The following is a 12,985-nucleotide window of genomic DNA, read 5'->3' as shown; positions in this document are numbered from 1 at the left end:
TGGCGGTACGAAGGGCGTCAATTCAATGAATTAGTTCACGGTAGATACCGTTCCTGGCCCAAGTATGGTCTAGGATGGTAAAAGCCTGACCTCTTCCTGGCGAGACAACCCAAAATGGATTGACAAAGACGATTGTGATCGACATTGTGTTTTTTGCGTCATTTGCCACCACTACCGCTTCCGCGCTGCCACGCAGCGCCTTCAACTTGGAGGATGGACATGATTAAGCCCTCGACGATCCTGACGCGTCGCAGTGTATTTCGCACTGGCGTCGGCCTAGCCGTTGCTGCAACGGCAACGCCGGTGCTCACCCCTATCTCGGCCGGGGCGGAGGGCGCCCGTCAAGCCGGCACGGAACCACTAAACGGCGACGGTTTCTATCGCTTCAAGATCGGCGACTTCCAGGCGACCGTGATCTCGGATGGCTATGGGCAGATACCGGTCCGGCCGATCTTCGTTATGAACGCCTCTGAAGCTGAGCTCGCTCCGGTCTTGAAGGCAAACTTCATGCAGCCGGTGATCCAGGTCACGAACAACATCTTGGTGGTCGACACGGGAAAGGAGCGCATCGCCGTCGATTCCGGCTTTGGCGAGAAAATCGGCCCATCCTTCGGCAGCTTTCCCGGCCTCGAAGCGAACCTGCGCCGGGCCGGAATCGCGCCCGAGAGCATAGATCTGGTCGTGACGTCGCACGGTCATCTGGATCATATCGGCGGCTTCGTGACGAAATCGGGCGCGCTGGCGTTTCCGAAGGCTCAGTTCGTCTTTGTCGATACGGAATGGAATTACTGGACCGGGAGCCGATACGAAAGTGAGGTCAACAGTTCGCCGATGCCCGACCAGTTCAAGAAGGGTACAATTGGCGCAGCGCGCGACAACTTGCCACCGGTCGCCAACCGATCCCGGTTCGTGAAGCAGGGCGGCGAAATCGCGACCGGCGTGCACTATGTTGCGGCGCCCGGACATTCGCCGTTCCATGCCGCAATCCTGTTCACCTCGGGCAACGATCAGTTCATCCATATGGGTGACATTGCCCATCACCCGGTGACGAGTTTGCAGCACCCCGAATGGACGCCCATCTTCGACTACGATCCCGCGCAAGCGATCCAGTCGCGCAAGGCCATTCTGGACCGCGTCGCGACCGATGGGATCATGGTGATGGGCTATCATTTTCCGTTCCCGGCTATTGGGCATGTCGTCCGGCGCGACGCGGCATACCACTGGGAAGCTGCCCAGTGGATCTGGTAGCGAGCCGATGACATCGCGGCAGTGCGCTAGGTAGGAGCGCTTGAGAATCGCCGTTGCGACGACCAGTAGCACGTCGCTCTTTCGCTCGCTGACTGATCTGTTGGATACGCGGGCGATCGTCGGCGTATTGACGACCATCTCGCGGACTCCAACGCCGTCGTAGCGCTCATCAGTCTTTTCTGGAAGTCGGGACAAGGGAGAAGAGATATGCTGCCAAGTAACTCACGTTTTCGGCGCTTGTCGCAAGCCGTTCTATCCCGTTCTCAGTTTCTCCAGCTCGCTGCGGGCGCGCTACTCCCGTTGGTCGGCTCGCCCCCGTCGGCTGCTGCCGCCGAAAACCCTGAGTTGGCACAGAACGGTGGCGCGCCCGGGACCAAGGAGGCCGCGGCGTCGGACCGCATGGGGACCATCCTCGTAAGCCAGTTCGGCCCTGTCAAAATTCATTCCTACCTCAGTCCCCTTGATGGCTTTCACGTCAATACGCAGATGATCGAGGGGCCAACAGCAGTCGTCATCTTCGATAGTCAGCTCCTGCTGCCGTATGCCGACGAAGTCGCGTCATACGTGCAGACGCTCGGCAAACCCGTCGACCGGATCATTCTCTCGCATGCGCATACCGATCACTGGGCTGGCCTTCAGGTTCTGACGGAGCGGTTCGCCGACGTCCGTGTGTTCGCCCTGGACGGGGTCGCCGACCCTATCCGCGCCAGGGGCAAAGCGAGACTCGATAGCTTCCGCCCGATATACGGTGACAAGATCGCGACGAGGATCACCGTCCCGACGGAGACGATCACCGAAGGTCTGCAACGAATCGACGGCATCACCTACGACTTCAAGCGCTTCATCGACGCCGAAGCGGATTTGCAGCTTGCCGCCCTGTTGCCCGAGCAGAAAGTATTGATGGCGTTCGACCTAGTGTTTTCACCGAACGAACACGTCTTCACCGTTGTGGATCATTTCGATCACTGGATCATCGTTCTCGAACAGCTCAAGGCGCTCCAAGGCTACGACACGATCACCATCGGGCATGACACGCCCGTCCACCGCTCCGCGATCGACAGCACGATTACCTACGTCAAGCGCGCCAGGGAGATCCATGCGGCTTCCGCCGACGCGAAAACCTACAGCGAGAGCCTAAAAGCCGCGTTCCCCGACCGGCAGCTGGCCAGCGTAGTGGATTTCTCCGCCAAGCTTCTTTACGCCGCGCGTCGCTGAACCGCGCGGACCGGCTTGGGCCGCCGCCATCGCCGCAAGCTACAAGCTGGGTCCAGTCCCATCTTCGACCCTCCTATAAATCGAACAATGGAATTATATCAATCATATAACACAGTCAGATTCGCAGCGCACCGACGGCCAGTATGCCCCGGATCAGATTGAAAAGAGGGCATGGGCGGTTACATGGAGCTTCGGCATCTTCGATACTTTGTCGCCATCGCCGAGTCGGGTAGCTTCACTGTTGCGGCGAAGCAGAGGTTAAATACGGCCCAGCCCTCGCTGAGTCGGCAGATCCGTGAGCTTGAGGCCGAAGTCGGCGTTCAGTTGCTGATACGCAGCAGGCGCGGAATCGAGTTGACCGCGGCCGGCCGCGCGTTTCTGGATCACGCCCGGATTGCGCTGGACCAGGCGGAGGCCGGCCGAGAAGCTGCGCGCAAGGCCGCGCGTCCAGCCAAACCTACTTTCGTTCTTGGATTTCTGACGGGTCAGGAAATGGACTGGCTTCCCGAAGCGATAAACGTTCTACGCGATGAACTTCCAAAGATCGAGATCACGGTTTTGAGCAAAACGTCGCCTTGGTTAGCTGAAGCGCTGACGAGAGGTAAGCTTGACCTCGCCTTCATGCGAGCCGAGCCGGGCATGCCCAGTCTTATGTACCAGCTTGTTACGAAGGAACGCTTAGTTGTCGTTTTGCCGAGGAATCATCGTCTTGCCTTGCTTGAGGAAATCAATCCGCGCGAGCTCGCCGATGAGAATTTCATCACCGTGTCGAGCACTGCCCCAACGGTGAAAGCGGTAATCGACGAGTTCATATCGCGATCGGGCGTCGATATTCACCCCGTTCACGAGGCAGACAATCTCACTATGGCGATGACTCTGGTTGTATCAACAGGTGGAGTGTGCTTGCTGCCAGCTTACGCAGAAAAAATTCTTCCGGTCTCGGTCATCAGCCGGCCGCTCGCGGGCGAAGCACCGACGATTGATTTAGTCGTTGGTTATAGTAAAGCCAACACATCTCAGACGTTGCAACGGTTTCTCTCAAGGGTCGATGATCTCATTTCAAAGGTCGACGACCTTGTTCCTCGTAGTCGGTAAAGACGGACGAGACCTCGAAGGAAAACTCGATGAGAAGAAAAAATAGAGGTACGGAATTGGCGCGTCCAATTGGGTTTGCCGATCGCATATAGCCTCGTTTCGAAATTTCCCGATGCGGATCCGCGATCGATCTGAGCTCGGCAGTGTCTCCGCCTGCAGCTCTTTCAACCTGACGTCAGTGGACGATCGGTTAAGCTCGTAAAGGCGCACTTCCCCATAAATCATATCGAGCACGAAACGACGGTCCTCATGGAAGCGCACGTCCATGCCTAGTGGATATGAGAGTAGACCGACAAAGTCTTATCCCCGCGCGCCAGAAAAATTTAACCCTTTGGTGAGACGCCGCCGGAGCGAGGCCAGTGAGTTGCCTCGACCTAGCGTCAGCCCTCGTTCGAGGCTCCGCGTTTTTCGCAGGGGTTCGCGGAGAATTGTGCCGCCAGTTTTTTTGGGGAACTAAGATGAGGACGACTTTCATATCTGCGTTGGCTGTCTTTGCTTGCTCAGTAGCGGGCCACGCCGACGAGCTTTCCGATGCGCGGGTGAAACAACTTAGCGATCAGAATCAGGCGTTGGCCAAGCGCCTTGCGGATCTTGAGAGGCGTCAGCAGAATTTCGAAAAAAAGTCGATGGCAAAAGCCCAGCCCGCCTTCGCGAAAGGGAATCTCAGCGACGCGATGGCCGCCGATCTGCCATACAAGACGGCCCAGAAGGCTCCCGCCCCAGCGAGCGACGATCTGTGCTGGAATGGCGTTTGTCTGTATGGCTCCATGGAGATGGCTCTGACCTATCAGAACCACGGCGCTCCGCTCAGCGTCCTCTCCGGCTCAGCGGTGGATTATCTGATCGGGAAGACGTCCAACGGTCCGTATTTCGGCATCGCCCCCAACGCGATGACCAATTCGAATATCGGTCTCAGGGGAAAGCAGGAGATTGCAGACGGTCTTTACGCCGTGTTCAACCTTCAGACGCTGTTCAATGCGGAGAATGGCACGATTCTCAGCGGGATCGGATCCGTTGCGCAGAACAACGGGTTGTCACTTGCCCAGCAGAACGCAGCTGGCGATTCTTCCAAAGCCGGCCAGGCCTTCAACAACGCGGCCTATGCCGGTCTAAGCTCGGCGAAATACGGTACATTGACCTTCGGTCGGCAATCCACGCTGATCTCGGATGCCGTCGTCAACTATGATCCAATCCCCGGTTCGAATGCCTTTTCGGTGATCGGCTTCCAGGGGCTCACCGGTGGCGGCGGTGCTACCGAGAACCGTACCTTCGACAACTCGTTCGAATATCGAGTGAACGTCGGCCCGGTTCGTCTCGCTGCGGAAACCCAACTTAGGAATGGCGGCAACAGCGGCACCGGCAACGCGTTCCAAGGCAGTGTCGGGTTCGACTATATGGGCTTTTCGTTTGATGCGCTCGGCTCCAAAATAAACGACGCGGTTTCTGCAGCTCCTCTGAGCGCTGCGCAAGTCGCGGCGGCTGCCGCTGCGCCCGTACCGACCGGATTGGGAGCCGTGGCGGCGACAGTATCCGACAACACCGCTTTTATGCTTGTTGCCAAGTACACCATCGGGCCGCTCAGGCTATATGGTGGATATGAGCATATCAATTTTGCCAACCCGAATAATCCGTTGGTGCCCGGCGCATTCCTCGAGGGCGGATACACCATCTTTGCCCCAAACAACACCAACTTCACCACCGACAAGATCTTCCAGGTGTTCTGGGCTGGTGCGAAATATTCGGTCAGGTCCGATCTCGATCTGACGCTTGCCTATTATCACCAAAGCCAGAACAGCTTTGTGATTGGGAATGGCACCAATTCAACGGGTACTTGCAAAACCGCTGTATCAGCTGGCTGCAGTGGAACCTTGGATGCGGTGTCCTTCGTTACCGATTATCGGTTCGCCAAGCACTTCGATGCCTATGCAGGTATCATGTGGTCGCAGGCGCAGAATGGTCTTATCAGCGGCTTCCTTCTCGCGACGCCAGGCGTAAACAAATTATCCGCCTACGACCCCACCGTCGGTCTGCGCTACCAGTTCTGATGGTTCGAAAGCCAGAATACTAAACTAGACGCCTTCGCAAGCGGCCCTTCCTTCCCAGATCATCTTGCTCATAGGAACGAGGCGTGATGCAGTCATGAGTTCATGTTGCTCCAAATTGAACGAAGAAGAGCGAAAACTTTCAAAGGGAGACCGCGTCCATCTGAGCGAGCTTGGTTGCTCTCGTCACCCTCGAGACTCCAGAAAAAAGGGTACGATCGTCGGACAAACGCAGTATCCAAACAGCTTGCGTATCATATGGGAAGGGTCGCGCTGGCCCGTCACGATGCACAGAAATTATCTTCGACTCCTCAAAGAAGAAGTCCCAATGCCATCAATGGACGATCAGGACGCGCGCGGATGAAAAATCCCTGTTTTCCGCGTGGATTTCCCTGTTCTGCGGAAAAAATTCCCTGATAATTTGCTTAGGGAATCCGCTGAAAAGCCCCTGCGGCATAGCGGTTTCATGATCTAAAGCTGCCGCCTAAGGGCTGGAAATCGCGATTTTCCCTGTAAAATTCCCTGTTTGCAGGGAATTTGGCTGGAGACCGGTGCGATCTGTACTGCGTCGCCAGCCAGGCATTCTGACGTTCTGCCAGGCTCCCAAATAACTGCGAAATGAGGCCGGAAATCCCGGCTTTTCGCGAATTCGCTTTGTCTCCAGACTCCCAGTTCGCCGATTTTGAGTCGCCTACGTGAAACACGAGTTGAGAATCATGACGAGTGATACTCGCCTGCATCGACTCTATTCGCGTGCTCGGCTGGACGATCGTGAGGTCAACGAGTTTATCGGGATTTCTCACGGAATTTTAGCAGATGGGGTCGTCACTCCGGCTGAGGTCGAATACCTTCAGAAATGGCTGGTTGCCCACACTGCCGCTATCGAGAATCCGGTCGTTGTTTCATTGCTCGATCAGGTCGATCGGATTCTTGCCGACGGCAGGCTCAATTCGGAGGAGGCTGCCGAGCTATTGATGGTCCTCAAAGGATTTTGCGCCGGCGATTTTGAGCTTGGAGAGCTTATGAAGCCCAGCTCTCTTCCGCTCGACGAGCCTCCGCCAGAAATTGTATTCCCTGGATCCCGCTTTTGCTTCACGGGCACGTTTGCGTTCGGGACTCGGAAGGAATGTGTGGCCGCAGCACATTCAAAGAGAAGCACTTGAGGTAGCCTCACCCAAGAGACACGGTACCTAATTGTTGGAATTTACGCCACCGACAGTTGGCGCAGTCGACCTTTGGCCGCAAGATCGAGAAAGCCGCCGAGATGCGCTCACAGGGCTTACCGATCGCCATCGTGGGCGAACGCCACTGGGTCGAATACATTAGTCGCGACTGAAATGCTGAGAGGTGGATCGGAGGGGATTCGCGGAATGGCCCGTTATGAAATGCGGTGTCCGATGTCAGCCGACAACGTGTTGTTTGGTCAATCCTGCTGACGCTTTTGCTCGCGTCGTGCTCGCCGGCGGGGAAGCCTGAAGCTGAATTTACTAAACAAATTGGGCTTTCGCAGTCCGTTCCCTAGTTGAGACTTGGCTTCGAGGAATCGCCGCGGTGCAGCAGCGGAAGCGTTGGAAGCGAACAATCGCTGCCGCCCGTTGACAGCACGGATGTTTAGTGAAAATCTTTAGCTTAACAATAATACTAAACAACATCTCCGCGACTTCTGTGAAGGCCGGACTGATCTGCGTGCACGACGAAGTGTGAATGGCAGGCAGGCGGGCGATCGCCTGCGATAACAGGGAGGGTGTAATGATCCGAACGATCCGTGCGTTTGGAGCGACGGTTGCGATCGTCGTTTCATGTTTCGCTGGCCAGGCTCCCGCCGAGGCCAAGCAGTTGACCTTGTGTTGGGCGGCCTGGGATCCGGCCAACGCGCTGGTGGAGTTGGGCAAGGACTTCACCGCAAAAACCGGCATCGACATGAAATACGAGTTCGTTCCATGGACGAGCTATGCCGATCGCTTCCTCAACGAACTAAACTCCAAGGGCAAGCTGTGCGATCTTATTATCGGTGACAGCCAATGGATCGGCGGCGCCGCCGAGAACGGCCATTACGTCAAGCTCAATGATTTCTTCCAGAAGGAAGGAATCACGATGAACGATTTTATGCCGGCAACCGTGGTCGGTTATTCCGAGTGGCCGAAGAACACGCCGAACTATTGGGCCCTCCCGGCAATGGGTGACGCGATCGGCTGGACCTATCGCAAGGACTGGTTTGCGAGACCCGAAATCCAGGCCGAGTTCAAGAAGAAGTACGGCCGCGACCTCGCCCCGCCAGAGACCTACGATCAACTGAAGGAGATCGCCGAATTCTTCCAGGGCCGGGAGATCGACGGAAAGAAAGTCTACGGAGCCTACATCTACACCGAGCGCGGCTCCGAAGGCATCACCATGGGCGTGACGAACGTCCTCTACGACTGGGGCTTCCAGTACGACAATCCGAAGAAGCCGTACGAGATGGAAGGCTTTGTCAATTCTCCCGAGGCGGTGAAGGGGCTCGAGTTCTACAAGGCGCTGTACAAGTGCTGCACGGCGCCGGGCCTGAGCAATGCCTACATGTCGGAAGGCCTGGATGCCTTCAAGTCGGGGCAGGTCGCGATGCAGATGAACTTCTTCGCGTTCTTCCCAGGCCTCTACAAAGATCCCAATGTCGGCGGCGACAAGATCGGCTTTTTCGTCAATCCGAAGCAGAAGTATCAGTACACCCAGCTCGGGGGACAAGGCATCTCGGTCGTCTCCTACTCGCCGAACCGGGACGATGCGCTCGCCTACATCAAATGGTTTGCGCAGCCCGATGTTCAGAAGAAGTGGTGGTCGCTCGGCGGCTATTCCTGCCACAAGGCGGTGCTCAACGATCCGAATTTCCCGAAGAGCGCACCGTTCGCGGCGGACTTCCTGAAGTCGATGGACATCGTGAAGGACTTCTGGGCTGAGCCGGCCTATGCCGAACTCCTGCTCGACATGCAGAAGCGCGTGCATGACTACGTCGTCGCCGACAAGGGCACAGCGAAGGAAGCACTCGATCTGCTGGTCAAGGATTGGCAGAAAGTGTTCAAGGAAGAGGGTAAGATCTAGCCAGCCCCGTCTACCCTCTGGATCTCCCGGCTGCGTTGGCCGGGAGATCCGCTCCTTGGGACTTGGTCGTGATCCGTGAATGACAGGTTGACCATGAGCACCCTTGTTGAACGGGCCGTCGCCCGAGCGCCGCGCCGATCGGCGTTCCGGTTGGGCCACATGTCGGACCGCGCCATCGCCTGGCTTTTCATCACGCCGTCGGTGTTGCTGCTGCTTGCGATCAACATCTTTCCGCTGCTGTGGACCATCCAGCTCTCCTTTACCAACTATCGCGCCAACCGCCCGAACGCTCCGCTCAGATATGTCGGTCTCGACAACTATCGCGACATCCTTACCGATCCAGACATCTGGCACGCGATGCAGGCGACCGCGCATTTCGTGCTGTGGTCGATCGTGCTCGAAATGGTGCTCGGCTTTTCTCTCGCGCTGCTGATCAATCGCCGCTTCCGTGGCCACAGTTTCTGGACCACGATGATCCTTTTGCCGATGATGCTGTCGCCGGCGGTGGTCGGTAACTTCTGGACCTTCCTGCTCCAGCCGCAGATCGGCCTGTTCAACAGCGCGGTCGCGCTCGTCACCGGAGCCGATCCGAGTTCTTTCCAGATGATCGGCAACGTGGCGTTAGCGCCCTGGTCCATCATCATGGTCGATGTCTGGATGTGGACGCCTTATGTGATGTTGATCTGCCTCGCGGGCCTGCGTTCGATCCCCGACTACATCTATGAAGCCGCGGAGGTCGATCGCGCGTCTCCCTGGCGGCAGTTCTGGTCGATCACACTGCCGATGGTGATGCCGTTCCTGATGCTCGCCATCCTGTTCCGCGCGATCGAGAACTTCAAGATGTTCGACATGGTCAACCTCTTGACCTCGGGCGGCCCTGGCTCGACGACCGAAGTCGCCTCGATCACGCTCAAGCGCGAGGCGTTCGAGAAGTGGCGGACCGGTTATTCGTCGGCATTGGCAATCATTCTGTTCGTCACTGTGTTCGGCGCCGCCAACATCTATGTCAGGGCTCTTGATCGGGTAAAGCAGCGATGAACACGGCAGCCGCCCATTCCGTCGCCGAGCCGTCGTCGCTGTCCAAGACGATCGGCGGGATCATCGTTGCTACCTACGCCATCATCGCCATCCTGCCGCTGGTGTGGATCTTCCTGACCGGCTTCAAGACCCCGACGGATTCGATCTCCTATCCGCCGAAGATCATCTCCGAGCCGTCGGTTGAGGGCTACGTCAATCTGTTCACGACGCGCTCGCGGCAGACGCCCGAGTTTCTCGCCAGCCTGCCGCCGCCGCAGACCTGGTACGAGCGCCTGGTGCGCTCGCGCAACATGGTGATCGCGGGACCCTCGAAGGTCGTGCCGCGCTTTGTCAACTCGATGGTGATCGGGTTCGGTTCGACCTTCCTCGCGGTGTGCCTCGGCACGATCGCGGCTTATGCGTTTTCTCGCTTCCGCGTGCCACTTGCGGACGACCTTCTGTTCTTCATCCTGTCGACGCGAATGATGCCGCCGATCGCGGTCGCGATCCCGATCTATCTGATGTTCCGCAACCTCGGCCTGACCGACACCAAGCTCGGCATGATCCTGCTCTACACCGCGGTCAATGTGTCGTTGGCGGTCTGGCTGCTGAAGGGGTTCATCGACGAGATCCCACGCGAATACGAAGAGGCCGCCATGGTTGACGGCCATAGCCGTCTGCAGGCCTTCTTCAAGGTTGTGTTGCCGCAGGCCACGACGGGCATCGCCGCGACCGCGATCTTCTGTCTGATTTTCGCCTGGAACGAATATGCGTTCGCGGTGCTACTCACCAGCGGCGACGCGCAGACCATGCCGCCGTTCATCCCCTTCATCATCGGCGAGGGAGGCCAGGATTGGCCGGCGGTTGCTGCCGCAACTACGCTGTTCTTCCTGCCGATCCTGCTCTTCACCATCCTTTTGCGCCGCCATCTGCTGCGGGGCATCACCTTTGGAGCGGTCCGCAAATGAACGGAAAAGCCGTGCGCCGCGCATCCGCATTTCCACGCCTGTTGCGCCGCAGGCCCTGCGAAGCTGTCACCATGACGCTGATTGGAACCGGAGTCGTGATGCTGATGCAACCGTTCTCGCTGGACCTGTACAGCTATTCCTTCCTCATGATCCTGGCGGGCACGCTGGGATTCGTGATCGTTAGCCATTTTCCGGATTAGCGCCATGGCAGGGATCAGGCTCGAGCAGGTTGTCAAATCCTTCGGAGCGTTCTCCGCCGTCAAGGGCGTCGATTTCACGGTGGATGACGGCTCGTTCTTTGTCATTCTCGGTCCGTCGGGTTGCGGCAAGACCACGACGCTGCGGATGATCGCGGGGCTGGAGTTGCCGACTTCCGGCCGCATCCTGCTCGATGGCGAGGACGTGACCGCGCTGCCCGCGTCGGCTCGGGACATCGCCTTCGTGTTCCAGCTCTTCGCGCTCTATCCCCACATGAACGTCCGCCAGAACATCGGCTTTCCGCTGCGCTGCCAGAACTTGCCGCGGGGCGAGATCAGGAGGAGCGTCGACGAAGCCGCGAAGCTGTTGCGGATCGATCATCTGCTTGACCGCAGGGTCGGCGGCCTTTCCGGCGGTGACCGGCAGCGCGTCGCGCTCGGTCGCGCCATTGTGCGCCGGCCGAAAGCCTTCCTGATGGACGAGCCGCTGGGCGCGCTCGATGCGGAGTTTCGTCGGCTGATGTGCAGCGAGTTGCGCGAGCTGCACGATCGCATCGAAGCTACCTCGATCTACATCACTCACGACCAGCTCGAGGCGATGGCCATGGCCGATCGGATCGCCGTCATGAACCAGGGCCGCGTCGAGCAAATCGGCACGCCACAGGAAATCTACGATCGCCCGAGGACGATGTTTGTGGCGGATTTCATCGGCGCGCCGCCGATGAGCTTCCTCCGTCTTCACACCTCACTGCGGCGTGGCGATCGCCTTGTCATGATCGACGGTGCCCCCGTTGAGATGCCCGAGCTGTTCGAGGATCGGGCGGAAGGAAAATTCGCGCTGGGGGTGCGTCCGGAAAACGTATCTTTTGCCGATGGCTCGCAATTGCGAGGTCAAGTGATTGGCGCCGAGTATCTCGGGACGACACAGATCGTCACCGTGACCACAGCGAGTGGCCAGGTGAAGGCGCGGCTGCCGTCCGGCAATCCGGTGCAGGTCGGCGAGACGGTCGGACTGAAGCTGCGCTCTGACCGGCTGTCGTTGTTCGATGCGGCCAGCGGCGATGCGCTGTCTTCATCGCTCCATGCGGGAGGGCATCATGGCTGATGTCTCCCTTGTCGATATCAGCAAGCGTTTCGGCGCGGTGGAGGCGGTCCGCAATCTCTCGCTTTCGATCGCCGACGGCGAGTTCGTCGTGCTGCTCGGGCCGACCGGCGCCGGCAAGACCACCACGCTGCGGCTGATCGCCGGGCTGGAGCGGCCCGATCGCGGCATCGTGGTGATCCGTGGCCGCGATGTCACCAGGGAGGTGCCTGCCGACCGTGACGTCGCTTTCGTTTTCCAGCAATATTCGCTGTATCCGCATCTCACAGTCTACGACAATCTGGCGTTTCCGCTGCGCTCGCCGGCACACCGGACGGACGAGTCTTTGATCCGCCGCCGTGTCCAGCACGTGGCGGAGCTGTTGCATATCGAACAAAAGCTGGGCAATCGTGCGACCGCATTGTCTGGCGGCGAGATGCAACGCGTGGCAATCGGCCGTGCGCTGGTGCGCGAACCTGCCGTCTACCTGATGGATGAGCCGCTGTCCTCGCTCGACGCAAAACTCCGCGCAGAGTTGCGCCTCGAGCTCAAGCGCATCCAGCGCGAGCTTGGCACCACCATTCTCTATGTCACGCACGATCAGATCGAAGCCATGACCATGGCCGATCGCATCGGCGTCATGAACGAAGGCGAGCTGATCCAGCTCGGCACGCCCCGGGACATCTACGAGCGGCCGGAAAGCGCCTATGTGGCGAGCCGGCTTGGGATGCCCACCATCAACCTTGTTCCGGCCGAGGCGCTGGCAGGCCAATCGCCGCCGGAGGCGAGGACCGCAGGCTTGCGGACCGAGCACATCCGGATTTTTCCGCCCTATCACCCGGGGCCGCGCGCGCGGGTATACCTCGTGGAGCATCTCGGCGACCAGAATCATGTTCATCTCAGGCTGGACGCCCATTCGCTGGTCACGCTTGCCGATCCAGCCCAGGAGCTGAAGGCCGGCGATGAGGTCTCGCTTGAATTCAGGGAGCCGCTCTATTTCGATCAGCGCGGCAACCGAATCGTGACCCAGAGGCGGCCTGCATGATG

At 58.6% G+C, this 12,985-nt stretch carries 11 protein-coding genes; all 11 read left to right on the top strand.

Going from position 1 to position 12,985, the window contains the following annotated elements; all coding sequences use genetic code 11:
* Window positions 1-219 precede the first annotated feature (219 nt).
* The 11 genes from BUA38_RS03715 to BUA38_RS03665 all read left to right on the top strand — a co-directional run bounded on the left by BUA38_RS03715 (window position 220) and on the right by BUA38_RS03665 (window position 12,983).
* Window positions 220-1,248 (top strand): MBL fold metallo-hydrolase, encoded by a 1,029-nt coding sequence (locus BUA38_RS03715; RefSeq protein WP_172805975.1) that lies wholly within the window; start codon window positions 220-222, stop codon window positions 1,246-1,248.
* A gap of 300 nt (window positions 1,249-1,548) precedes the next feature.
* Complete coding sequence (locus BUA38_RS03710; protein WP_072816760.1) at window positions 1,549-2,463, top strand: MBL fold metallo-hydrolase; 915 nt, start codon at window positions 1,549-1,551, stop codon at window positions 2,461-2,463.
* Between the two features lie 171 nt (window positions 2,464-2,634).
* Window positions 2,635-3,558, top strand: a complete 924-nt coding sequence (locus tag BUA38_RS03705) for a LysR family transcriptional regulator (protein WP_338076324.1) — start codon at window positions 2,635-2,637, stop codon at window positions 3,556-3,558.
* Between the two features lie 458 nt (window positions 3,559-4,016).
* Window positions 4,017-5,603 carry a porin gene (locus BUA38_RS03700; protein ID WP_083587433.1) on the top strand — a complete coding sequence of 529 codons (1,587 nt, stop codon included), beginning with the start codon at window positions 4,017-4,019 and terminating at the stop codon, window positions 5,601-5,603.
* 713 nt (window positions 5,604-6,316) lie between these two features.
* On the top strand, window positions 6,317-6,763 hold the full coding sequence (locus BUA38_RS03695; RefSeq protein ID WP_083587432.1) for a hypothetical protein: 447 nt from the start codon (window positions 6,317-6,319) through the stop codon (window positions 6,761-6,763).
* A gap of 586 nt (window positions 6,764-7,349) precedes the next feature.
* Entirely contained in the window at window positions 7,350-8,675 is a 1,326-nt protein-coding gene (locus BUA38_RS03690) for an ABC transporter substrate-binding protein (protein ID WP_072816758.1), read from the top strand.
* A gap of 93 nt (window positions 8,676-8,768) precedes the next feature.
* On the top strand, window positions 8,769-9,713 hold the full coding sequence (locus tag BUA38_RS03685; RefSeq protein ID WP_072816757.1) for a carbohydrate ABC transporter permease: 945 nt from the start codon (window positions 8,769-8,771) through the stop codon (window positions 9,711-9,713).
* On the top strand, window positions 9,710-10,660 hold the full coding sequence (locus BUA38_RS03680; RefSeq protein WP_072816756.1) for a carbohydrate ABC transporter permease: 951 nt from the start codon (window positions 9,710-9,712) through the stop codon (window positions 10,658-10,660). Before BUA38_RS03685 ends, BUA38_RS03680 begins: the two co-directional genes overlap by 4 nt.
* Complete coding sequence (locus BUA38_RS03675; RefSeq protein WP_072816755.1) at window positions 10,657-10,860, top strand: hypothetical protein; 204 nt, start codon at window positions 10,657-10,659, stop codon at window positions 10,858-10,860. Before BUA38_RS03680 ends, BUA38_RS03675 begins: the two co-directional genes overlap by 4 nt.
* Window positions 10,861-10,864: 4 nt before the next feature.
* Window positions 10,865-11,962 (top strand): ABC transporter ATP-binding protein, encoded by a 1,098-nt coding sequence (locus BUA38_RS03670; RefSeq protein ID WP_072816754.1) that lies wholly within the window; start codon window positions 10,865-10,867, stop codon window positions 11,960-11,962.
* Complete coding sequence (locus tag BUA38_RS03665) at window positions 11,955-12,983, top strand: ABC transporter ATP-binding protein (protein WP_072816753.1); 1,029 nt, start codon at window positions 11,955-11,957, stop codon at window positions 12,981-12,983. Before BUA38_RS03670 ends, BUA38_RS03665 begins: the two co-directional genes overlap by 8 nt.
* The last annotated feature ends 2 nt before the right edge of the window (window positions 12,984-12,985 follow it).

The sequence above is a fragment of the Bradyrhizobium erythrophlei genome (assembly GCF_900142985.1).
Taxonomy (GTDB): Bacteria; Pseudomonadota; Alphaproteobacteria; order Rhizobiales; family Xanthobacteraceae; genus Bradyrhizobium; species Bradyrhizobium erythrophlei_B.
Note: the sequence above shows the minus strand (reverse complement) of the source record. Positions and strands in the feature narration are given on the sequence as shown.

Coding starts and splice junctions, on each gene's coding strand:
- BUA38_RS03715 (WP_172805975.1), top strand. CDS start 220: ATGATTAAGCCCTCGACGATCCTGACGCGTCGCAGTGTATTTCGCACT.
- BUA38_RS03705 (WP_338076324.1), top strand. CDS start 2,635: ATGGGCGGTTACATGGAGCTTCGGCATCTTCGATACTTTGTCGCCATC.
- BUA38_RS03700 (WP_083587433.1), top strand. CDS start 4,017: ATGAGGACGACTTTCATATCTGCGTTGGCTGTCTTTGCTTGCTCAGTA.
- BUA38_RS03695 (WP_083587432.1), top strand. CDS start 6,317: ATGACGAGTGATACTCGCCTGCATCGACTCTATTCGCGTGCTCGGCTG.
- BUA38_RS03690 (WP_072816758.1), top strand. CDS start 7,350: ATGATCCGAACGATCCGTGCGTTTGGAGCGACGGTTGCGATCGTCGTT.
- BUA38_RS03685 (WP_072816757.1), top strand. CDS start 8,769: ATGAGCACCCTTGTTGAACGGGCCGTCGCCCGAGCGCCGCGCCGATCG.
- BUA38_RS03680 (WP_072816756.1), top strand. CDS start 9,710: ATGAACACGGCAGCCGCCCATTCCGTCGCCGAGCCGTCGTCGCTGTCC.
- BUA38_RS03675 (WP_072816755.1), top strand. CDS start 10,657: ATGAACGGAAAAGCCGTGCGCCGCGCATCCGCATTTCCACGCCTGTTG.
- BUA38_RS03670 (WP_072816754.1), top strand. CDS start 10,865: ATGGCAGGGATCAGGCTCGAGCAGGTTGTCAAATCCTTCGGAGCGTTC.
- BUA38_RS03665 (WP_072816753.1), top strand. CDS start 11,955: ATGGCTGATGTCTCCCTTGTCGATATCAGCAAGCGTTTCGGCGCGGTG.